This is a genomic window from Microbulbifer regidiadema (SeqCode) (assembly GCF_052467605.1).
The window spans coordinates 2,826,981-2,848,240 of sequence record NZ_CP174316.1 but is presented as its reverse complement, the minus strand read 5'-3'; the positions used below and the strand labels follow the sequence as shown (position 1 = coordinate 2,848,240).

General features: G+C 52.2%; 19 protein-coding genes. 8 read left to right on the top strand and 11 right to left on the bottom strand.

The window, feature by feature from the left end; translation table 11 throughout:
* Positions 1-93 precede the first annotated feature (93 nt).
* From ACJJIF_RS13050 to gcvH, 4 genes are all read left to right on the top strand, one after another.
* Complete coding sequence (locus ACJJIF_RS13050; protein WP_444928785.1) at positions 94-1,035, top strand: rhomboid family intramembrane serine protease; 942 nt, start codon at positions 94-96, stop codon at positions 1,033-1,035.
* Between the two features lie 5 nt (positions 1,036-1,040).
* A complete protein-coding gene (locus ACJJIF_RS13045) occupies positions 1,041-2,156 on the top strand; it encodes a CNNM domain-containing protein (RefSeq protein ID WP_444928784.1) in 1,116 nt (371 codons plus the stop codon).
* Positions 2,157-2,425: 269 nt separating this feature from the next.
* A complete protein-coding gene (gene gcvT, locus ACJJIF_RS13040; protein WP_444928783.1) occupies positions 2,426-3,514 on the top strand; it encodes a glycine cleavage system aminomethyltransferase GcvT in 1,089 nt (362 codons plus the stop codon).
* Between the two features lie 54 nt (positions 3,515-3,568).
* Complete coding sequence (gene gcvH, locus ACJJIF_RS13035) at positions 3,569-3,955, top strand: glycine cleavage system protein GcvH (RefSeq protein ID WP_444928782.1); 387 nt, start codon at positions 3,569-3,571, stop codon at positions 3,953-3,955.
* Positions 3,956-4,460: 505 nt separating this feature from the next.
* Here gcvH and ACJJIF_RS13030 read toward each other — a convergent pair.
* The 4 genes from ACJJIF_RS13030 to ACJJIF_RS13015 form a co-directional block, all read right to left on the bottom strand.
* Complete coding sequence (locus tag ACJJIF_RS13030) at positions 4,461-4,946, bottom strand: lysozyme inhibitor LprI family protein (RefSeq protein ID WP_444928781.1); 486 nt, start codon at positions 4,944-4,946, stop codon at positions 4,461-4,463.
* 79 nt (positions 4,947-5,025) lie between these two features.
* Positions 5,026-5,592 (bottom strand): hypothetical protein, encoded by a 567-nt coding sequence (locus ACJJIF_RS13025; protein WP_444928780.1) that lies wholly within the window; start codon positions 5,590-5,592, stop codon positions 5,026-5,028.
* 83 nt (positions 5,593-5,675) lie between these two features.
* Positions 5,676-6,425, bottom strand: a complete 750-nt coding sequence (locus ACJJIF_RS13020) for a tetratricopeptide repeat protein (RefSeq protein WP_444928779.1) — start codon at positions 6,423-6,425, stop codon at positions 5,676-5,678.
* A 74-nt stretch (positions 6,426-6,499) separates the two neighbouring features.
* A complete protein-coding gene (locus ACJJIF_RS13015; RefSeq protein ID WP_444928778.1) occupies positions 6,500-6,955 on the bottom strand; it encodes a macro domain-containing protein in 456 nt (151 codons plus the stop codon).
* Positions 6,956-7,187: 232 nt separating this feature from the next.
* Between ACJJIF_RS13015 and ACJJIF_RS13010 the strand changes: the two genes are divergently transcribed.
* Entirely contained in the window at positions 7,188-7,634 is a 447-nt protein-coding gene (locus ACJJIF_RS13010; protein WP_444928777.1) for a hypothetical protein, read from the top strand.
* Between the two features lie 706 nt (positions 7,635-8,340).
* Here the strand turns inward: ACJJIF_RS13010 and ACJJIF_RS13005 are convergent.
* The 3 genes from ACJJIF_RS13005 to ACJJIF_RS12995 all read right to left on the bottom strand — a co-directional run bounded on the left by ACJJIF_RS13005 (position 8,341) and on the right by ACJJIF_RS12995 (position 12,852).
* The gene (locus ACJJIF_RS13005) at positions 8,341-8,766 is read right to left on the bottom strand and encodes a hypothetical protein (protein WP_444928776.1); all 426 of its coding nucleotides are present in this window, start codon (positions 8,764-8,766) and stop codon (positions 8,341-8,343) included.
* A 1,223-nt stretch (positions 8,767-9,989) separates the two neighbouring features.
* Positions 9,990-12,242 carry a phosphoenolpyruvate--protein phosphotransferase gene (gene ptsP, locus ACJJIF_RS13000; protein WP_444928775.1) on the bottom strand — a complete coding sequence of 751 codons (2,253 nt, stop codon included), beginning with the start codon at positions 12,240-12,242 and terminating at the stop codon, positions 9,990-9,992.
* A gap of 103 nt (positions 12,243-12,345) precedes the next feature.
* The gene (locus ACJJIF_RS12995) at positions 12,346-12,852 is read right to left on the bottom strand and encodes an RNA pyrophosphohydrolase (protein ID WP_444932350.1); all 507 of its coding nucleotides are present in this window, start codon (positions 12,850-12,852) and stop codon (positions 12,346-12,348) included.
* A 333-nt stretch (positions 12,853-13,185) separates the two neighbouring features.
* Between ACJJIF_RS12995 and ACJJIF_RS12990 the strand changes: the two genes are divergently transcribed.
* Both ACJJIF_RS12990 and ACJJIF_RS12985 read left to right on the top strand, forming a co-directional pair.
* Positions 13,186-13,854: a histidinol-phosphatase gene (locus ACJJIF_RS12990; RefSeq protein WP_444932349.1), complete on the top strand. Its 669-nt coding sequence runs from the start codon at positions 13,186-13,188 to the stop codon at positions 13,852-13,854.
* A gap of 41 nt (positions 13,855-13,895) precedes the next feature.
* Positions 13,896-15,083: an imelysin family protein gene (locus tag ACJJIF_RS12985; RefSeq protein WP_444928774.1), complete on the top strand. Its 1,188-nt coding sequence runs from the start codon at positions 13,896-13,898 to the stop codon at positions 15,081-15,083.
* Positions 15,084-15,148: 65 nt separating this feature from the next.
* On the opposite strand, the gene mepK is transcribed toward ACJJIF_RS12985, so the two are convergent.
* Entirely contained in the window at positions 15,149-15,682 is a 534-nt protein-coding gene (gene mepK / locus ACJJIF_RS12980) for a peptidoglycan L,D-endopeptidase MepK (RefSeq protein WP_444928773.1), read from the bottom strand.
* Positions 15,683-16,277: 595 nt separating this feature from the next.
* On the opposite strand from mepK, the gene ACJJIF_RS12975 reads away from it, so the two are divergent.
* On the top strand, positions 16,278-16,412 hold the full coding sequence (locus ACJJIF_RS12975; protein ID WP_444928772.1) for a hypothetical protein: 135 nt from the start codon (positions 16,278-16,280) through the stop codon (positions 16,410-16,412).
* 35 nt (positions 16,413-16,447) lie between these two features.
* Here the strand turns inward: ACJJIF_RS12975 and ACJJIF_RS12970 are convergent, their stop codons facing one another.
* From ACJJIF_RS12970 to ACJJIF_RS12960, 3 genes are all read right to left on the bottom strand, one after another.
* Positions 16,448-17,602, bottom strand: a complete 1,155-nt coding sequence (locus tag ACJJIF_RS12970; RefSeq protein WP_444928771.1) for a L,D-transpeptidase family protein — start codon at positions 17,600-17,602, stop codon at positions 16,448-16,450.
* A gap of 55 nt (positions 17,603-17,657) precedes the next feature.
* Entirely contained in the window at positions 17,658-18,884 is a 1,227-nt protein-coding gene (locus tag ACJJIF_RS12965) for a L,D-transpeptidase family protein (RefSeq protein WP_444928770.1), read from the bottom strand.
* A gap of 187 nt (positions 18,885-19,071) precedes the next feature.
* Complete coding sequence (locus ACJJIF_RS12960; RefSeq protein ID WP_444928769.1) at positions 19,072-21,003, bottom strand: L,D-transpeptidase family protein; 1,932 nt, start codon at positions 21,001-21,003, stop codon at positions 19,072-19,074.
* Positions 21,004-21,260 lie beyond the last annotated feature (257 nt).

Here is a 21,260-nt window from a genome sequence, read left to right as displayed (position 1 = left end):
CAATAGCGAGTGCTTACCTGTTTATTCAGAGGCTTTTTTCCCTGGGGTGGTGGGGTATAAAGCCTTGTCGTCGGTTAAAAAGGTTAATTTCAATTGAGTCAGTGGATTACGGTTTACTCTTTTCCTATATCAAGGGATCTCAGCGCGCTTTTTCGCCTAATACAGCGTTACCAGTTACCTTTGAGAATTGCTGAGGAGGAAAATCAGCAGGCCTTACTGACAACAGAGCCCTGCATAGCCAAATTCATAACCCCTCTGCTGGAGGACTGGGAGCGGGGATTAGTGGATCTGGATAAAGTCCAGCTCAACAGGGCGGAGCCGGCGGCGGGTGACGATTTACACAGTGAAGAGGAGCAAGCACAAGGAGAGGAGGCGTTGGCTAGGCCCCCATTGATCCCCACGTTTCCACTAGATAAAACACCGATCAGCCTACTACTGATCGCGCTGTGTTTTTTCGGTTGGTTTTTACATGCGAATAATTTATCTGATGCATTTTTAATATATCCAGGTAGTAATAGCGGTCAAAATTTTTCCCAGTCGTCACTTATGTGGCATTTGCAGAACGGAGAGTTTTGGCGATTGTGGACCCCCGCGATTATCAACTTCTCTTTTCAGCACGCCCTGTTTAATGCCCTGGCTATCTGGGTATTCGGGCGCTCGCTAGAGGCGCGCGGAGGGCCGCTTATTTACTGTGCTTTGGTGTTGCTCGGTGGGGTGGCTGCCAATTTATCCCAGTACGCCTGGAGGCCCGAGGCAGTTTTCGCTGGGATGTCCGGTGTTGTATATACCCTGGTCGGGTTTGCTTTGGTAATGCAGCGCTGGCAGCCGGCGTGGAGAGATATTCCCCCGGGTATGATTACTCTGATGACAGCGTGGATGATATTGTGCGCTCTTGGGGTGATTAACTACCTGATTGGAATTCGTATCGCCAATGCCGCGCACTTTGGAGGCTTTGTTGCCGGCCTTTTGGTTGCACTGGTTTACTGCGCTGCCGGTGGTGCGCGAAAATTTAACTCTTATCCCGCTTCAACCTAAGTTATATGATTTTACTGATTACCTATATCTTTATTGCCCTCGGCTTTTCCTTTCTGTGCTCTATCGCCGAATCGGTGATCCTCAGTGTGACCACTCCATACGTGCGGCTGATGGAGCGGGAGGGACATAAAGCGGGCCCACTGCTGCGCAAATTGAAGTCGGATATCAATGCCCCCCTGGCTGCAATTCTCACCCTGAATACCATCGCGCACACAGCCGGCGCTGCGGGTGCGGGGGCCCAGGCCGCAGCGGTTTTTGGCAATGAATACCTGGGGATTGCCTCTGCGATCCTGACGCTGTTGATCCTGATCTTTTCTGAAATTATCCCCAAGACCCTGGGGGCGGTGTACTGGCGCCAGCTGGCCCCCGGCACCGCCTATGTCCTGCGCGGCCTGGTATGGCTATTACACCCGTTTGTAAAAATGTCCGAGTGGTTGACCAAAGGCCTGTCCCACGGCCCCACTCTGACCGGCTTCAGCCGCGATGAATTCGCCATTATGGCGGAGATTGGCGAGGCGGAAGGGCAATTGGAGCAGCGGGAGTCCAGCATCCTGCGCAACCTGTTTTTTACCCTGCGCGATCACTCCGTGCGCGAAGTGATGACCCCGCGCACCGTGGTTTTCTCTCTACCGCAGGATATCAGTGTGGAAGAGGCCTACGAGGACGCGGAGAAAGGGCGCTTTTCCCGCATCCCGGTGTATGAAAATCGCGATCCCGATTGTGTCGTGGGTTTTGTCTTGCGACAGGAGCTGCTGCTGGCCTATGCCAAGGGTGAACACCAAAAATCACTGGCCGAATTTCGTCGTGAAATGTTGATCCTGCCGGAAACGGCCACGATTTACCAAGCGTTCCAGAAAATGTTGTCCCGCCGCGTGCAGATCAGTGCGGTTATGGATGAGTACGGTAGCTTGGAAGGCCTGGTGACTCTGGAAGACTTGCTGGAGACCCTGCTCGGCGAAGAAATTGTCGATGAGGCAGATAAAACTCCCGATCGCCAAGAGCTGGCCAAGCGCTTGTGGCGCTGGAGATCGAAGAAGTACGGCCTCAAAGTGGATGAATCCGCAAGGGCCAGCGAGGACACAGAAGGGGCGAGCCAGGGGCGCGATCGCGACAGCGACTGAGGAAACCTTCAGCGGGTTAAAAAATGCCCAGATGTATTCTGGGCGAACGCGGGAGACAGGCAGCACTGCGCCATTCGCGCAGGTAAATGACTGCCGGGTTAAGTCTCAGCGGAATCTTTGACGGCCTGTGTGAATCTGGACAGGTTTTACTATCGATGCCTGCTAGGCTTGCAGAGCATATATATTGCTGTGCTTGCCCCGCTGGCAAGGCCAGTGCCCAAGCCGCTAGAATACGCCGCTTCGGAACCTGACGGACTGAGATTTTAAAAATGGGAAATAGAACGTCTCTGTATGACACACATGTCGCTATGGGCGGCAAAATGGTGGATTTCGGTGGATGGGACATGCCACTGCACTACGGCTCTCAGCTGGATGAGCACAATAAGGTGCGCACCGATGCGGGGATGTTCGATGTCTCCCATATGACCGTGGTCGACGTCGATGGCGCCGGTGCCCGCGATTACCTGCGCTACCTGCTGGCCAATGATGTGGCCAAGCTGGATGGCAACCCGGGCAAGGCCCTCTACACCGGCATGCTCAATGAGCAGGGCGGAGTCATTGACGACCTGATCGTCTACCTGCGCGACCCGGGCTATCGGGTGGTGGTTAACTGTGCAACTCGCGAGAAAGATCTGGCGTGGATGCGCAAGCAGGCAGAATCCTTCGACGTGACCCTGAGCGAATGCCCGGATGTAGCGATGATTGCGATTCAGGGCCCCAATGCCATTGAGAAAACCAAAGAGGTTTTGGGTATTGAGTGGACCGCCGCGATCGATGCGCTGAAAGTTTTCCAGAGCGTTGCCCGAGGTGGCTGGTTTGTCGCGCGCACCGGTTATACCGGTGAAGACGGCCTGGAAATTATGTTGCCGCAAGAGGACGCCAGTGGTTTCTGGCGCGCCCTGGCCGAGGCAGGTGTGGCTCCCAGTGGACTGGGTGCCCGCGATACCCTGCGCCTGGAGGCGGGAATGAACCTCTATGGGCACGAGATGGACGACGATACCTCGCCACTGGCTGCCAATATGGCCTGGACCGTTGCCTGGGCACCGGAGAGCCGCAACTTTATCGGCCGCGAGATCCTCGAGCAGGAAAAGGCCGATGGAGTTAAACACAAATTGGTGGGCCTGGTACTGGAAGAGCGCGGTGTATTGCGCGCAGGTCAGCCGGTCGTGGTAGACGGCAGTGACGACCGGGGTATTATTACCAGCGGCACCTTCTCGCCCACACTGGGCCACTCTATCGCTTTGGCGAGAGTTCCCGTGAGTGTTGGCGATACCGCACAGGTGGAAATCCGCAAAAAACTGCAACCCGTCAAAGTGGTTAAGCCCTGCTTCGTACGCAACGGCAAGTCAGTTATTTAAGCGTCGCCCCGAGGTGTACGCAATAAACTTAGATGCTTATCAAGGGATAACAGCATGAGCGAAATCCGCAATGAATTGAAATACCTCTCCAGCCACGAGTGGGCACGCCTGGAAGAGGACGGCACTGTGACTATCGGCATCAGCGATCACGCACAGGACGCCCTGGGTGACGTGGTATACGTTGAGACGCCAGAAGTGGGCAGCACCCTGGCTGCTGGCGATGAGGCCGGTGTGGTTGAGTCCGTGAAAGCGGCCAGCGATATCTACTCCCCGGTTTCCGGTGAAGTGGTCGCGGTGAACGAATCTCTGGAAGATGCTCCAGAAACCGTAAACTCCTCCCCTTACGACGATGGCTGGTTCTTCCGCATCAAGCCGTCCGACGTGAGCGAACTGGAGAATATGCTGGACGCAGACGCCTATCGCTCCGAGTCTGAAGACTGATAGAGCGCATGGGCTGAAACGCCTATTGATAAAAAAGGCTGTGGGGATTACCTACAGCCTTTTTTATTTATCCTGAATTTTTCTCAAGGTTAACCTTGAGCTGAATTTTTAAAACTGGCCTAATCATAACGATAATAGTTTCGTTCCGATTTATCTTGATATAGAGCGCATCGTCTTGTACTTGGATATCCTGAACTCCGGCCGCAGAATATTCATAAATATTTCCGCCCCCGACCATAATATTAGGCGCACATCTTTATGATACGGGTGAATGGCACAGGTAAATGTTATATTGCCGTGAATTAGCGTATATACGGAATCATCGAACGACCATACAGCATCAAGCCCTTGTCTTTTGGGCTCCTGCTCGAACAATCCTGCTAACTGCCACTCTTCCGCACTGATCTTTTGCATGGTTCCCTGTGTTAGCTACATTGAGTAAAGCGGTAGCTCCATAGAGGGGCTGTTGGTTCTTTGTCGTATATTTATTGTTTGTAATAAACAATCACTGAGAGCGTTCCTGTTCAATGGTCTCAGCCCACGTTTTTAGTAGCAGTGTCCTTTGTTTAATAATGGAGGCAGCAGTATCAGCGGCATCGCCGCTACGCGCTAATTGAAATATAGAGCCTTGATGTGGATATATGGTATCTATTAAGGCATCGTTAAGTTCTAGAGTTTTATCTCTACATTTTAGCCATGCTAACTGAGACTGTTTTAGTAGGCTTTTCTCCTCATCGCTCAACATTTCTCTCAACTTTGAATAGTAAATATTTAACTCTCGGTCCCATAAGTCAGGCGTAATTAAGCATGGGATACTTCTAGTTCCTCCGCCAGTGTTATCTAGACAATCTTGAATATAAGTGTCATAGTTATTTTCAAATGATGAAAGTTCGTTGAAGTCGCTTACTGATTTATACTCAAAATTTATGGCGTAATTTTTGGGTGAAAAACACAGCAGTGTCAATAAGGCTATCTTTGTACGTTCTTCCATTTTCAATGTTAAGCTAGCGCCCGAAATGATGGGGCTGGAACTATAAGGGTGTTGCTCCCACCCTTTAGTTTATGTCTTTTTATAGGCCAAAACTTTCAAGCCCCGTAATTTTATTGGATCGATTAATGGTAATAATGTGGATGCCGACCTGTTTCATTAGTGGTCTAGTTCTCCATTGTTTTGCCAAGCTGATAAACTTTTCGGACTCCGGTATTGCTACTGCAAGAATATCACTATCTCGCACATGCTCTGCGGTCATTAGCTGACCAATAGCCTCCCTGACTAAGGGGTACTCCTGGGAGTTGCGCTTCGCTATTAATGGCCCTTTTTTAGACTCCACTCTTAATCTGCAACCATTCTTTAGTTCTGAAACTAGGTCTCCTTCACCAGCGGCTGAATGTATGACTATTTTTTGTAGATATTTATTGTTTACGTAGGCACCTTGCCAGGCATCCTTATTTTTAGATCTGTGCCAGCCGTTGGCTGATAAAAAGTCTATAATTGGGAAGATAATATTTTCCCCAACTTGAACCTGGGCTCCATCAACTGCACAAATGACGTCCTTAGAGGTGTATGCATTGTTGATTAAAAACATAGCAAGCCTTAGGGTCACTTCTGCTTCGGGCATTCTATCTTCAAGCAGCACGATTTCTCCTGAATAACTAACCTTGAGATTTGGAGTTGGCATAGAGTCTGAGAAAAATAACAATTTTAGCCGAAGGTGGTCTATTATTTGTGTGTCTTTTGACACAATCCAATATTAAATTCCGCTGACTTGACCTGTCTTTTCGTATTATTCGGTAGATCTAAGTGCTTGGTGAGCAAATCTACCGCCTCAGTACATCTATTCTGACGAATATAGACAAGTGCTAGATTGTTGGCGTCGCTTAAGTTCTCTTCCCTGTGCATGCGGTATGCATTTAAATACCATCTTTCCGCCAGTTTATAGTTTTTATTTTGGTAGGCTTTAAGTCCTAAATCCATAAATTGGCCGTGACTATACTGAGAATCAAATTCTTTTACATAAGTTTTTCCATCGAAGGAGTAAACATCGGTAACATAAATAGGGTTGGTTCTATGCCCGGTATAGGTTGCAACTAATATCCTTGGATACCCATTTTTGAATTTACCATACCGCCACGAATTAGTTCCCCATGAAATTTCTCCAGCCGGCTGGTAAGAGTTCTTGTTAGCCATTAATACGATGGTGAACTCATGCCCCCTATCAACATGGGCCGGTGGTGGCGTTAGCAGGATTTCACAGGCACCATCTCCATTGAGGTCCACTGCCTGGGCTGAAGCCGAACCTGAATGGCGCAAATCTGCATCTGAATAGTAGGTCTCTATATCATCAATGATTTTACTGTCTATGCTGCAATTAATATTAATGTCTATGGTGGGCGGATAAATATAAGTCTCTAATCCAAGCGCAGTTGAAGCAGAAAATACAGTGAAAAAATAGCTTAATAACTTTATCATTTTTACCCTAAAAGATGGCTTCTCTCTAGTGCTGATGTGTTGATCTGAGGGAGGTGAATGAGGTGGTGCCATTTTTATGGTTTAAATTTAACAAGGGTGTGATCCTCTCCTGCAAGTGCTTTTTTTATAATGTTTGAGATTATTTCCCAGTCACCGCCAGCTAAGCCCGCTCCAATCAATGGGTAGCCAATCCGTTTTCCGGAAAAATCCTGTTTGATTTTCTCAAAGATCTGCTGAATCGCGTTATAATCAGCCTTAACGCCCTTGCCTCTCCAGTGGAGCTGGGTATAAGCATTGACGATGGTAAAAGTTGAGTCTAGCCTCGTTATCTCGGCACTTGAATATGAGCCTAATTTTTCTTTTGCTCCTTTTTTAGTGGTTAAATCAGCTTGGTACGCCTCAGGAAAAAGCCTTTTAATGGTTAAAGCGATACCTTTGCCCATTTGGCATTGACAGTTGCAGCCGTGAATAATGACATCAAACGCCCCGTCAATGGCTAACTGGATTAAGTTACCTTCAATTTCCTTCACTTTCGATTTCCTTTTAAGTTGTATCGCTTTGCCTGTGTTTATACACAGGTTTTAAGCCCATTCAAAGCCTTCGCTTAAAAATAAAGAAAGGTAGTTGGCACTATTGATCTAATAGAGGCTTTAGTAGAGTGAAGTAATTTCAACTTTCATAGAAAAAATATAGTTTGGGTTGATTATTTAGACTTACGAACTGATAATTTTTAGGAGTCTTATGCAATCAGGAGTCAAAAGAATGAAGTGGAAAAGAGGAAAGCCAGAGTCCTCTGGTGGATATTATGCTGTTGCAGTGGAGTACCCTAATGCAATGGTTTATGACATCTCGTTTCTTGCCAGTGACCCTGCGGAGGGGCTGTACTGGAGCCCGTCAGATGATAGTTATGCTGGATCGGTCATAGCCTATATACGGTTGTATGAGGCTTTGGAGGCTCTTACAGGAAAAAACGCACCAGAAAAAAAAGTAGAAGAGGGTGATGCAGAGGGGTTCAACTCGAGCTTTGGGGAGCCACCTAAAGACCAGTATGTTCTGGTATCAACTCCTGTTGAATACAATATAATAAAGTGGAGCCCAGATACTGGCTGGCCTGACTATATGTCTCATGTTCAGGGGTATGTAACAGTTAAAGAGCTGCTCCTGGCGATAAATAAATATTTTCCTTTCGAGGATAGGGGAAAAGGGTAAAGAACCGATTAGAACCCTTGTAAGTTTATATTAATTTACTCCTCCATATTCCCATTTAAATATATGGGCTAGCTGAGAACTTATTTCCGGACAGTTTATACCGGTGCAGCTAGCTATCTTTGTATTAATTTTACTTAATATCTGTTGCCAGTTTTCGAGTGGGAAATTACAAGCACATGATTGTAATCAATTAACCATGAAACCAGAGCTTGAGTAATAATTTGAGCTCCAAAATTATCGGAGCCATCCTCTCCCTGCACGCCAATTGATAGGTTGCACCAAATATCCACTTCAAAAGTATCATTTGCTTTTCAGTCATCAATTAGATCGTATTCTATACAGTCCCAATACTTAATTTCTGGGTGTTTCATCTTTTTATACCTAAGGAGCCTCTGAAAAACTCCGTGATGCCTCTGGCTTACAGGGCGGTTCACAATCAAGGCGCGGCTTCGCAGGAATGTCTAGACCTTTCAATAAGTCGCAACGCGGAGTGTGAATCGCTCTGCGAGCCTCGAAGGGCGGGCCTTGAAGGCCACAGCTGCTGCGTTGCAGCTCTTGCAAAGAACTAGGGCCATTCGCGGCGAACTGCGCCTAACATCTGTAGCCTTCAAGACCCGCAGAAGTATTACGGCGTTGTTCAGAGGCCCCCTAACTACTACTGAGCTTGGAGGCTGCGAAATGTGAATATAGGAAAGAGTGTGCCCCGCTACTGATCAAATCTAACTTTTGGCATCTTAAAATAATGCAATATCGATAAGATAGTTCCAAGCGGTAGGTTGAATAAGGAAAATGCTGAAAATATATGAAGCGGGACTTGACACCAGGCTTTTCTCCGAAAATAACCGATAATGCAAAATATTTCAGTCCCGCAAAATAAAATGGTAAAGCTAAGAGCTACTACAGCAGTTGTTGGTTTAATATTGTAAGATGTGATTGCCCCAACTGTAATGAATAGAATAGCAATAATATTAAGGATAAGCCTTAATCCCCATATAAAATTTAAAGTTTGGATTGCATTGGATTCTTCCATTTGCCGCCGCGATTCCGCTAGTTTTTCTGAGGGAGATAAAACCTTAGTTGATTTCGCTGATTCTAGTTCGGATTCAGGTGCGCTATATATTGTTTTTCCCACTTCTATTTCCTTGTGTGACATACGGAGGTCTAATGCTTGGTAGAGCTACAGGTGATGCTGAGCGATTTTTTCTTGATTTAAGCATCACGGGATTATTTGAATATTAATGAAGGGCCTGGGTTGCTTCTTGTGGTTTGTTAAGGTTTTCTATATTTCTAAAGGTATTTTCTTGTCAGATGGTCGGCCTTCTTAAGGAGCGGTTATCTGTACACTATCGAATCTTAAATTCTATACCATCTTGTACTTTTAAGTCTATGGGTGTCTAGGGGGTTGTGGTTGTATACTTAAGCCCTGAAATTATCATTTATCCCAAGAAGTATTACACCCGTAGCATAATCTGAATTTGATGAGAGGCTCGCTGACTACCAATGATTTACTGGTAAGAATCGCTGCGCAGGATTATTTGCACCCTCTAAATTTCCTGTCACCTAATTTACATTTTTGCTCGATTTTAAAATCTATCTCGCTAAAGTTAAACCGATAGCCATTTTTTAATTTTATAGTCCGCTTCGGGTCACTTTCTTCAGTTATAAATATAAGCGGCAAGTGAGAGTTGTTAAGCTAAATATTTAACCCGATAATTCTGCCAAAGGAAGAGCTTTGGTTGTTAGCTTGGTGTGGTCGTCATATTTTATTTTTGAAATATTTTTAAAATATAGTTTATTCCGTAGATAAAAGTGAATCCAGTGATCCAAAAGAACAAGGAGGGAAAGTGGATGTGCTTCAAATCAAATTCGAAATTAACCGCTGCTCCTTCTGGAAAAATTGTAAAAAAGCAAGTGAGTGGTGAAAAGAAAGGGCCAATGGGAAAGTGGCTTTGAGTGGGAAATAACTGGCTGGTTGGTATCCATATTATAACCCATGCTAGGAATAAGTATCTTTTTCTCACAATATTACTTTTCTTGTATTCCTTGAGTATTTAGGCCTTGCTGATTTGTTTATATAACGCCCGCAGTACGGTCAGTCGAAGTGGTGTGCCTGTGATTGTTGAGTGTTATTGGTGCTATGTTCCTGGCTCCAATAAAAGTAAACAAATAATTAGTAGCTACCAAATAGGGGGGGTAGCTGCATAATTGTAACCCCCGTGAGTTCCATAGAGCTACCACCAAATTTGGAATACAACAAAAATACCAAAAGTGCAGCAAAGAACTGAATATTCAGAATGATCGTACCAATAAAACGGGAATACCGGGCTCCCCAAAGCCATTAGCTGACCAAATCCCCTACGGCTGTAAAGACACCTTCAACCCCGCCTCATTGAGAAACTCCTTCACCGCAGCTTCGATCTGCTCGGGGCTGTGCATTTGTAAGACCCGCTGCAATAGCTGTTCAATATCGGCCCGGCTGACCGCGCGCAGCGTAGCTTTTATCCGCAGTAAATTGGTGGCATTCATCGACAGCATATCGTAACCCATGGCGACTAATAGCAGTGCGCCGCTGGGCTCGCCAGCCAGCTCTCCGCAAATCCCCACCTCGGTATCGACAGCGTGTGCGGCGCTGACTATTTCCTGTAGGGCGCGCAGGACCGCCGGGTGCAGGGCGTGGTAAATATTCGCCACCCGGCTGTTGTTGCGATCTACCGCCAGCAGGTATTGGGTGAGATCGTTGCTGCCCACAGAAATAAAATTTGCGTATGCAGCGAGCTCCCGCACCTGATAGATCGCCGAGGGGACCTCTACCATCACTCCGAGCGGGGGCATCACAATTTCGTAGCCCTCTTCCAGTAATTCCCGGTAGGCCCTCTCAAGCAGTTTGCGCGCGGCTTCGAGTTCGTTGAGGCCGCTGATCATGGGCAGCATAATCCGCAGGTTATTGAGCCCGAGGCTGGCTTTCATCATGGCGCGCACCTGCGCCAGGAATATCTCCGGGTGGTCGAGAGTTACGCGAATACCGCGCCATCCCAGAAAGGGATTGGTCTCTTCGATAGGGAAATAGGCTAGTGCTTTATCGCCGCCGATATCCAGGGTACGCATGGTCACCGGCAGCGGGGCAAAAGCGCCCAGTTGCTCCCGGTAAATTTCCCGCTGTTCTTCCTCGGAGGGGAAGCGGTCTCGCAGGAGAAAGGGGACCTCGGTGCGGAACAGTCCCACCCCCTCGGCGCCGCGCTCCAGGGAGCGCACGACGTCGGCCATCAGCCCGGTATTAACCATCAGGCGAATACGGTGGCCGTCGGAGGTGACTGCCGGGAGCTGCGCCAGGTGGTCCAGGTTGCGGGCCAGTTGCTGCTCTTCGGCGACAATATCGTCGTAGCGGCGCTTGAGCTCTGCGCCGGGGTGAATATGTAAATCACCGCGGTAGCCATCGACGACCATATCCACGCCGTCGATGGTTTCGTAGGGTAGGTCCTGGACCCCCATCACGGCGGGCAGGCCCATGGCGCGGGCAATAATGGCCACGTGGCTGTTGGAGGAGCCCTTCACCGAGACGGCACCGATCAGCTTTTCCCGCGGCACTTCGGCCAGTACCGCTGCAGTCAGTTCCTCGCCGATAAGGATGGTGTTATCGGGGAAATCCCGGTCGACCTGCTGCTGCTGCCGCAGGTGTACCAGCACGCGGGCGCCCAGATCGCGGACATCGGCAGCCCGGTCGCGAAAGTAGGAGTCGGACATGGCCTCAAAACGTCGCACATGCTCCAGCATCACCTCGGCCCAGGCCCGCTGGGCACTGAGCTGTTGTTGGATACGATCGCACACTTCGACGGCCAGAGAGCTGTCATCCAACATGCTGATATAGGCATCGAATAGAGCCCGCTCCTCGGGGCTGAGGTCGCTCTTCAGGCGCTCACCGACCTCGCGAATCTCCTCCTGCGCGGCCGCCAGGGCCTGTTGAAACAGGGCCAGCTCGGTGTCGATATCCTCGCACTCGGAGTAGGGTACGGTGCTGAGATTGGCCTGCGGGATGACGATATGCACCCGTCCAATTGCGACACCGGGGGAGGCGGCAATACCGGAGAAGTGGGTTTCGCGCCGCTGCTGGCCGATACTGGCGAGCAGTCCGGTGGCCTCGGCGTGGGCGATAACTCCGGCGAGTTGTGCCGAAAGGGTGACCAGAAAGGCTTCCTCCCACTCGTCAAAGCGGCGCTTCTCTTCCTGCTGGACCACCAGGACACCGAGGACGGCGCGGTGGTGGATAATCGGTGTGCCGAGAAAGGCGCTGAAGCGCTCCTCTCCGGTGGAGGGAAAATACTGGAAGGCGGGGTGGGACTCGGCCCTCTCCAGATTGATAGGCTCCTCGCGGGTGACCACATTGCCCACCAGGCCCTCGCCGGGGGCCAGGTGGACCTGGCCCACCGCTTTGGGGTTGAGGCCATTGGTGGCCATCAGGACATAGTTGCCGTGTTGCTTGTCGCGCAGATACACGGAACACACGCGGGTGTGCATAATTTCCCGCACGCGATGCACGATGATTTCCAGCACCGCAGAAAGGTTCCGGGCGGCGTTTACTTCCTGAACGATACTGCGCAGCGATCCGAGCAATGGCCTGTCCTCGCCAATCAACGGAGAAATTCTCAGGTCCCGGAAAGAAGTGAGTCGATACTGACCGGGGCCGCTTGGTGGAGATGTGGGGCTACTCTGGCGGTCAGCGCTCCTGTCCGCGCAGCCAGCGTTTCTCCAGCTGTATTTGTTGTGGGGCCAGCTCGGTCAGTGCGCGCCGGTATACTTCACGCTTAAAGGTCACCACTTTGCTCAGTGGGTGCCAGTAACTCACCCAGCGCCAGTGGTCGAATTCAGGTTTGTAACCATTGTCGAAGCTGATAGAGGATTCATCTGCCTCGAGTTTCAGCAGATACCACTTTTGCTTTTGTCCGATGCACAGCGGCTCGGAGCGGCGTCGAATTAACCTTTGTGGCAGGCGATAGCGCAGCCAGCCCCGGGTACAGGCAATCATACTGACTTGATCGCGAGTAAGGCCTACTTCCTCGTATAGTTCCCTATATAGCGCCTGTTCAGGGGTTTCGCCTGGATTTATACCCCCCTGGGGAAACTGCCAGGCGTCCTTGCCACCGACCCGCCGCGCCCACAGTGCCTGACCGCGGGCGTTGAGCACAATAATACCGACATTGGGGCGAAACCCCTCGGCATCGATATTGCTGCTCTCGCCACTCGCGCCCCGGTTTTTTCCGGCCGGGGCTTTATCATTGCGATTCGAATGCTTGGCGGGCTTACGGCGGTACTTTCGACCGGCCTGTGCCGGCTTGCCGTCGCCCAAAATACCATCCTCAATACTGTTGTGTGCGGCCGTGCGCTGCACTTACTTGCTCTGCATTGTTCCACAGCGGGGGATTTACAGCAATTCAGTGACGCAGTCCGTGTGCTGTCGTGCGCTGCAAGGTAAAATCGGCGACAACCGGGGAAGGCGTTTTAGGCGCCTTGGCGGTCAAACGCTTATGGGAAACCTATAGTTATGGGAGAGTCGACAGTGCACTTGGCAATTTTTGATCTGGATAACACGCTGATCGGTGGCGACAGCGATCACGCCTGGGGCGAATTTCTGGTGCAGCGCGAGCATGTCGACGGGGCCCGTTACCGCTCGGCGAACGACCGCTTTTATCAGGACTACCAGCGCGGTGAACTGGATATCTTTGCCTATCTGGAATTTGCCCTGGAACCCCTGGCGCAGCTCTCGCGCGGCCAGCTGGATAATTTGCAGAGCGAGTTTATGCAGGAGGTCGTCAGCGAGTTGTGGCTGCCTCGGGCCCAGGCGCTGATCGGCGAGCACCGCCGCAAAGGCCATCACATCATGATTATCACCGCTACCAACCGCTTTGTGGTTGAACCCATAGCCGCGCGCCTCGGTGTCGATACCCTGCTGGCCACTGAGCCGGAGGAGGCGCAGGGGCAGTTTACCGGGAAGGTGGTCGGTGAGCCCTGTTATCAGGGCGGGAAAGTGCTCCGCCTGCGCCAGTGGCTGGCCCAGAATCCGGAGTACCACCCGGGTGAAAAGTGGTTCTACAGCGACTCCATCAATGATCTGCCCCTGCTGGGGGAGGTCGAGCACCCGGTTGCGGTGGACCCGGACGACCGCCTGCGCGCAGAGGCCGAGGCGCGCGGCTGGCCGGTGATCAGCTTGCGCGAAGAGAGTGAATAGGTACTACCAGTATTTGTGAAATACACAAAATGGGGAATTGAGTGAACGGATCTATTATCCAGTACCGGGCCCTGGCTTGTTTGGTCGGGGCTCTGGTCGGACTTTCTGCCTGCGAGCAAAAAGCGGTAGAAAAACCACAGCAGGCGTCGCCACAAACGGTTGTTGCCCCACAGCCTGTGAACGAGCAGGCGGCAGCAGAGCTGTCCCTGGCAATTTGGCAGGCGGGGGAAGCCCAGGTGACCCACGCCCACGCGGCTGTTGAAACCCTGCAACGCGCAGTGGATGGACTCCTGGCCCAGGCGGATGACAACAAACTGGAAAATGCCCGCCTCGCCTGGTTGGAGGCGCACAGAGAGTTTGCCGCAGCCCTACCTTATATACAGCTGGCCTTCTCCCCGGGGGAGCTGCGCAGCCAGGGGCGCAAACTGCTGCTGTCGCTGGACAGTTGGCCCGCGCAGGCGGGCTACCTGGATACGGTGCCGGGTTACTCCGAGAGCGGTATTGTCAACGATACGGCGATTGACTTGACCCTGGCGAACCTGCGCAAACAGCACCGCCTGACCGCGCATGAAGAGGCCAGTACCGGTTTCCACGCCCTGGAAATTATGCTCTGGGGCCCCACCAGCGAGCGAGCGGCGGAGCAGTTTTTAGCCGAGTCCGGCGGTGAAAAACCCGAGGCCCTGGCGGTCAATCGGCGCCGGGAGCTGACTCGCCTGATCGCCAAAGGCGTGGAGGAGGATATGGCGTGGCTGGCCCGCCGCTGGCCGACGGCGGCTAACAGCCTGTCGCAGTCCTATCTATCCCTGGGGCCGGTTGCCCGGTTGCAGCAGATTCGCGCGGCGCACACCCGGGTAATCGATGAGCAGCTGTTGCGCAGATTGCCGGAGAGCTCCGAGAGCGATGTGGAGAGTAGCCGTGCCGCCGATTCAAAACAGGCGATATTGGCGATTATGGCTACCCTACAGTCAAATTGGATTCCCACTGGTGGCGGTGGCTTGGCAGAGGTGTTGCTGGATCGGCACCAAGTGGCAGCTTTGAGGCAGGCTTTTGTGGACTTTGAGGGGTTGCTGTTGCGTATGGAGGACCCGATCGAGCTGGCGGAGTTGGCTCAATTGGCCCAGGCGCGCAAACTGCTGGAGCGTATCGCCGGACTGATGGCGGGCACCACCCAGGTGCCGGTGCCGAAGCAGGATGTGATGCCGGTGAGCCTGCCGGTGGACGGCGAATAGTTCCACGCTTATAGATCTGCATAAAAAAACCCGGCGACTGCCGGGTTTTTTGTAGCTGGAGGGAATTACCAGCGGCGTACCGGGCCTGTGTCCACGTGTACGAAGTTGCTTTTCGGATAGTAGCCGACCCCACCCGCCTTCAGGTCGAGAGCCGCCTGGCGCAGTTTCGCCAGGGGAACGCCGGGCATACGGATATCTATAGCCATTCCGCGAGTGTGGTAACTGCGCTTGGCGACGCCCCGGCCCGCTGCACGCAGCTTGGCATTGGTTTTTGGCGAGCGGTATCCAGAGATAATCTCAATGGTCCCTTTGTAATTGAACTTCTGCTTCAGCTTGTAGACGATATCCAGAAGCTTGGGATCCATCCGGGTCACTTCGTTGGCACGGTGGTCGCGAAGCAATTTATTAAACTGCGTCAGGCCTCCGCTGCTGTAATCTCCATTGCTCCAGTAGGCGGCCTCCAGTTTCTCTCCGGTGTGCAGATTGCGCATTTTCAGGGTGCGGGCGCTACCTACTTTTGCGAAAGTTGGTCCGGCGCTGACGGCCGCCGCAGTTGCACAAGTCACAGCCAGGAATCGACGTCTGGATGGATTCTTCATAATTCCGCCTCGTCGTTAATCTCTCGTCGGTGTGCCTTAGTTGGCACAACCGGGTACGGCGGAAAATGTACAAAAAATAACCAGTTGTTACAAACCTGAAGCTGCTAATTCGGAAATAATTAGATTGCTGGGCTGGTATATTTTTTCTTTTTTGCTAGCGGACTGTGGAATTTTTATCGGTGCTAAGGGGTTTGCGCTCAAGGTTTGGAGACAGCGTTGTCATTGCAGGTTAATCACTAAAAAATTATTTTTTTGCGACTCTCAGGTTTTGTAAAACGGGTGAGTCAGTGATTGTGGATATATGGCTAAAGTCTCGGCTGAGAGTTCTGGGCACTTATAGTCTCTGTTGTGCCCTGGCCCGGGTGGCGTGGGCCCGCTTTAGCGAGAAGCTTCTTTATTTATAGGGATTTTTCTTTTGTCTATACATGTATAGACAAGTTGGGGCTGCGGTGTTGAGTGCTGTGATATAAGTGCTGCAGAGGGGAGATGATAGAGAGCCAGGTGTTTGTATTGGCTGCGATTGCCCGATCAGTGATGTCCAGCTAGCGCAGTACTTAGCGAGTGAAAACCGCCCCCGCCGGCCCCAGTGAGCGCAATGCGAAGCCCTCGCTACTTTGCCTACGGCGATGAGGAGCGGGGACAGCGTAGCGATCCCAAATCCGAGCGGCTGGATAAAGTAGCGGTTTACAGGGCGGGCGGCTATCACATCAAAGGTATGGGCAGGCCGTAGGGGTGGGTGCCGGCCAATGCCGGAGGCCGGTCCCTTCAGGGCGCCACTTTGTCGCGGTGGTAAATATCCGAGCGGAATTGAGGGCGCCCATCCCGATCTATCCAGGCGGTCATATAGACAATGTAAATAGGCGGTGCTTTCTCGACCCGTATATTGAGCGCATCGTAGCCACTGGCTGCCTGCGCTACCCGGGTCCTGTCCCAGCCTTGAGCGCGGAGCAAAAAATAAGCTAGCTCCTCGGGCGCTTGTAGCCTGACACAGCCGTGACTGAATGCCCGTTGGCGCTGCTTAAATAAGCTCTGCGCCTGGGTATCGTGGAGAAAAATAGCCTGCTTGTTGGGGATGATAAATTTCACTTTGCCCAGGGAGTTTTCCGGGCCGCTGATCTGCCGCAGGGTCGCCTGCCCTGCGGCGGCTTTGGCGATAGTTTCCGCAGTAATCGGAAAGGATTTACCGCTGCGATACTGCACCACCCGATAGCCCCGTTTATGCATCGCTATCGGATTGTGCCGTGCCTTGGGGAGTAGTTCGGTGATAAGAATACTTCGCGGTACCGTCCAGGTGGGGCTGAAAACAATATTGGTAATGCGGCTGTGCATATCCGGTGTGCGACTACTTCTCTTGCCCACGACAGTTTTCATCTTGAGAGTTACTAAACCATCTTCCACTAACTGCAAGTGGTAGTCGGGAACATTGACAATCACATAGCGGCCCTCGCCAGGGATATCGAGTTTTTCCCAGCGGCTTGCATTTAGTTCCATTTGTTGGGCGCGCTCTACAGGGGATATTGCCAGCACGGCCAGTGTTTCCTCATCCGCGATACCGTTAACATTTAAACCGTGGCGCTTTTGGAAGCGCTCCAGTGCCGCCTGTAGTGCACTATCAAACCTTCGCGAATCTTTTTGCGGTGCGGAAAGCGGTCCCGGTTGACCGCGATAGTCCCGATAGAGTGCCAGCAAGTTGCGCAACTGTAAGACTCGCCGGTCTCTGTCCCCCGGTTGTAACGGCTTTCCCTCGGCGATGGGGCGCCAGTTTTTTGCCATTATCCGGTAGGCCTGGGCGGTGGCACGCAGCTGCTGGCCTGTACTGGCGGCTTCGCTGGCGCTGGCGGATGCGTTCAGGGGCGCAGCCCAGGTGATCATCAGGCTGATCAGTGCGGCGATGCCGAGCGGGAGAGGAGCATATGCCATACCAATTTCTCATCAGTTATATCGGTGACCACTACTGCCTGCAGGTTTCGGTCTCCTATTGTGGGTCCTGGTTGTAGATATCCGGGCGAAACTGGAGTTGTCCATTTTCATCGACCCAGGCGGTCCAATAAGCGATATAAACCGGCAGTGGATTTTTGAGAGTGATGCCGTGGCTGCGCTCACTGTCCACGGCGCGATTGATACGCTCCTCACTCCAGCGGTTTTGTTGCGCCAGCATCATGCGGGCAAACTGCAAGGGTTTTTCCAGGCGGATACAGCCGTGGCTAAAGGCCCTTTGGGATTTTTTAAATAAATGTTTGCTGTTGGTGTCGTGGAGGAAGATTGCCTGGCGATTGGGGATTACAAACTTCACCCTCCCCAGTGCATTGCCGGGTCCACTTTTTTGCTGTAATGAAACCTGTCCGCGCCGCACGGCCGCCACGTTGCCACGGGTAAAGGGCACCGAGTTGCCCCGGTGATTCATCAGGCGGTAGCCCTTGGCCTTGAGTGCCGAGCTGCCCTTGGGTAATAACTCGCGCAGGGCAATATTGGGCGGGACGCGCCACACCGGATTAAATTCAATCCGGGTCATACGGGTGGTAATTTGCGGTGTCTTGTGTTTTGGGTTTCCCACCACCACCCGCATGCGGAACTGTTCTTTATTGCCTTCCATAAGGCGCAGATTAAATTCTGGAATATTGACGATGATATAGCGCGGACCTAAATCCTTGGGTAGTTGTTGCCAGCGCTGAATATTGGCTGCCAAAATTTTGGCGATTTGTTCCGGCGGGGTATTGAGGCGCTCGCGGGTACCCTCGTCAACCAGCGCGGTCTGCTTTAAACCGTGGCGCTGTTGAAATTTTTTAACCGCCTGCTGCAATTGATTGTCATAAATGTCCGGGGAGAAATGATCGGTACCGTACTCTGCCGGACGGTAATCCCCGTAGAGCATTAATAGACTTCTCAGTTGCAGGACTCGGGGGCTGCGACTGCCCGGTGCTATAGGTTGCCCGGCACCGAGGGGGCTCCAGTGATTTTCCTGAACCAGGGATTGATAGCGAATTAATTCCTCGTTGAGTAGGGAAAAGTGTCTCCCCTGCGGTAAAAAGGGATTACCGCCGCTGACAGGGGCGGGTGCGGTGCTATTGACCGAGTTGGAGACGGTATGCGGCGATTGAATTCCCAGTGATATTGCGACGGCAACCGCTGCGATATTCGCCTTTAGGAAAGTGAATTTATCGCGCGGCAAAAAAGCGGAAAGGAATTTGCTGGCAGCACCCATAAGTCACCCATGCAAGCAGTCAAAAATCAGTGAAAGGCATCACTGTGCTCACATTGGTAACTTGTGACCGGTGGTCTCTAAATAATTTTCAGGAATGGCTCAGCTTAAAATGGAGTAATTAATGGAATAACTTGGCAAAACCTCGGCGGATTATAACCGGGGCGGCGGGTCGCCGCCCCGAGTGGTGTTAAAACTGATTATCGACCAGTCCATCTTTGCCATAAATATCCGGGCGGAAATTCAGGTTGCCCCGTCCATCAACCCAGGCGGTCCAATAGGTGATATAGACCTTTACTACTTGGGACATATCGACCTCGGTGGTTTTGTCACCGCTGGTCAATTGGTCGATACGCCACTGATTCCAATTTCCCTGGGGGCGCAGCAGTGCCTCAGCTAGATGGCGGGGTTTTTCCAGGCGAATACAGCCGTGGCTATAGCCGCGCGTGGTCAGGGAAAATAGTTTGCGCGCGCGGGTATCGTGCAGGTAGATATCGTGAATATTGGGGATTTCAAATTTGACCCGCCCCAATATATTTTCCTCCCCGCCCAGTTGGCGCATCAGATAGGAACCGGCACCGGCTGCTGACAAGTTCTGGGGGGTTAGGGGGAGCTGTTCACCGCTGCCGCTAATTACCCGGTAGCCCATTTTTTCCATACCCGACGGATTTTTGCGTGCCTTGGGGAGTATCTCGTTCACCAGGATACTGCGCGGTACTGTCCAGGTGGGGTTGAAGACAACTTTACTGACGCGGGTAGTTATTTCGGGAGTCGCGTGTTTTTTCTTGCCGACGACCACATTCATCGCCAGTTTGACCTGGTTATTTTCCACATACTTGAGGCGGTATGCGGGGATATTGACCTGGATAAAACGGCTGCCCATTTGCTCCGGCAATGCTTCGCGGCGCTGGATATTCATTTCCACAATCCGGGCCCGCGCAGCGGGGGATAAATTGAGCCGCTTGCGGGTTGAGCGCCCGACAATGCCGTCGGGTCTGAGCCCGTGGCGTCTCTGGAAGCGCACCACTGCTTGGTGCAGGCCCCGGTCAAAGCGGTTGCGATCAGTACCGCCGTAGCTGTAGTAGGACTCGTAATCACCGTACAGGGCGAGAAGGTTGCGCAGGTGGCTCACATGTGGGTGGCGCGCGCCCAGAGTCATCGCGGGTCCCGGGGGGATAGGGCGCCAGCGGCCGCTGGCGGACATTTCGCGCAGCCGTTGCAGTTCATTGCGCAGAGCCCGCACATTGTTGCCGTAGGGCCTGTTTTCCTCGTAGTAGGGCCCCTCGCTGTTTGCAGACCGAATTGGTACCGCAGCAGTATTTGATCGCCCCTGATTGTAATAAACACGGCTGTCGCTGTTTGAGGTGCTATTGCTGTCGCGGTATTGGCGGCGTGTGGTGGTGAAATAGCGGCGGCCGGAGTCCTGACTTGTGGTGTCGGCGTTGTACTCCCGCGCGTAAGAGCGGCTGCGCACCTGGCCGCCGAGATTGGCGGCTCGGTCGTATCCGCGAAAGTGCTTGCGGCCACTGGGTTCAGCGGGGGGCTGTTGCTGCCTTGTATTGAGTGCCACCAGGCGAAAGCCCTGGTTGTCCCGCTGCACCGGCGTGATTCCCCGGCGCGGGCGACTTCTGGGTTTGATCCGGTCTAACTGGGTATCCTGTGCGTAGGAGACAAAGGCGTCGGTCAGCAGAACATCCAGTACTGCGGCCATCTGTAGGTGCTGGGGGGTGTCTTGCAGGGTGCGGTCGAAGTAACCCAGGTGGTAGCGATAGTCGACCATGCTGCTGGGATTGCCGGAGCTGGCCGCAGTGAGTTGTTTCAGTAGGTCATTGGCACTATCACTTAGGCTGTAGTTATCGAACCAAAGCAGGCGGTAATCGGTACGCTGATAGATTCTGCGCACAGCGGCGGGATTGAAGATGGGGTCCTGGGCCGGCCAGGCATCCGGGTTTTCTTCCAGCCAGTGCACTAGATGGGGGCGGACCGCATTCTCCGGTAAAATCGGACGGGTCCTCTGATTGGCCGCAAAAGCGTAATAGAGGATAAAGACACAGAGGCTACCCAGTGTCAGTAGTGGAAGTATCGATTTGCGTCTGCGATGCTCGGGGTTGAAATACGACATGGTACCTCAGCGATTCTGCGGGGGCCCGGTGCGATATTTTAGAAAATGCCGGGCGCCAGATCGTTCATACCTTCCCAACCTGCGGCGGGCCTATCCAGATACTCTTCAATATTATCGGTGACCCGCACGTGTCATGCGTCCCGCGCGACTTCCTTTTATTGAGACTTCAGTAGGTGCTCCGCTTGCGCGAAACTCAACCGATTGCAGTCTGTGAAAGTAAGTATGGCAATAAATCCCAACTTTGCTTGGCGCTTCAT

Excerpts from the sequence above, each read along its gene's own strand:
- ACJJIF_RS13045 (WP_444928784.1), top strand. The coding sequence starts at position 1,041 with ATGATTTTACTGATTACCTATATCTTTATTGCCCTCGGCTTTTCCTTT.
- gcvT (WP_444928783.1), top strand. The coding sequence starts at position 2,426 with ATGGGAAATAGAACGTCTCTGTATGACACACATGTCGCTATGGGCGGC.
- gcvH (WP_444928782.1), top strand. The coding sequence starts at position 3,569 with ATGAGCGAAATCCGCAATGAATTGAAATACCTCTCCAGCCACGAGTGG.
- ACJJIF_RS13030 (WP_444928781.1), bottom strand. The coding sequence starts at position 4,946 with ATGGAAGAACGTACAAAGATAGCCTTATTGACACTGCTGTGTTTTTCA.
- ACJJIF_RS13020 (WP_444928779.1), bottom strand. The coding sequence starts at position 6,425 with ATGATAAAGTTATTAAGCTATTTTTTCACTGTATTTTCTGCTTCAACT.
- ACJJIF_RS13010 (WP_444928777.1), top strand. The coding sequence starts at position 7,188 with ATGAAGTGGAAAAGAGGAAAGCCAGAGTCCTCTGGTGGATATTATGCT.
- mepK (WP_444928773.1), bottom strand. The coding sequence starts at position 15,682 with ATGAAGAATCCATCCAGACGTCGATTCCTGGCTGTGACTTGTGCAACT.
- ACJJIF_RS12975 (WP_444928772.1), top strand. The coding sequence starts at position 16,278 with ATGCGAAGCCCTCGCTACTTTGCCTACGGCGATGAGGAGCGGGGACAG.
- ACJJIF_RS12970 (WP_444928771.1), bottom strand. The coding sequence starts at position 17,602 with ATGGCATATGCTCCTCTCCCGCTCGGCATCGCCGCACTGATCAGCCTG.
- ACJJIF_RS12965 (WP_444928770.1), bottom strand. The coding sequence starts at position 18,884 with ATGGGTGCTGCCAGCAAATTCCTTTCCGCTTTTTTGCCGCGCGATAAA.
- ACJJIF_RS12960 (WP_444928769.1), bottom strand. The coding sequence starts at position 21,003 with ATGTCGTATTTCAACCCCGAGCATCGCAGACGCAAATCGATACTTCCA.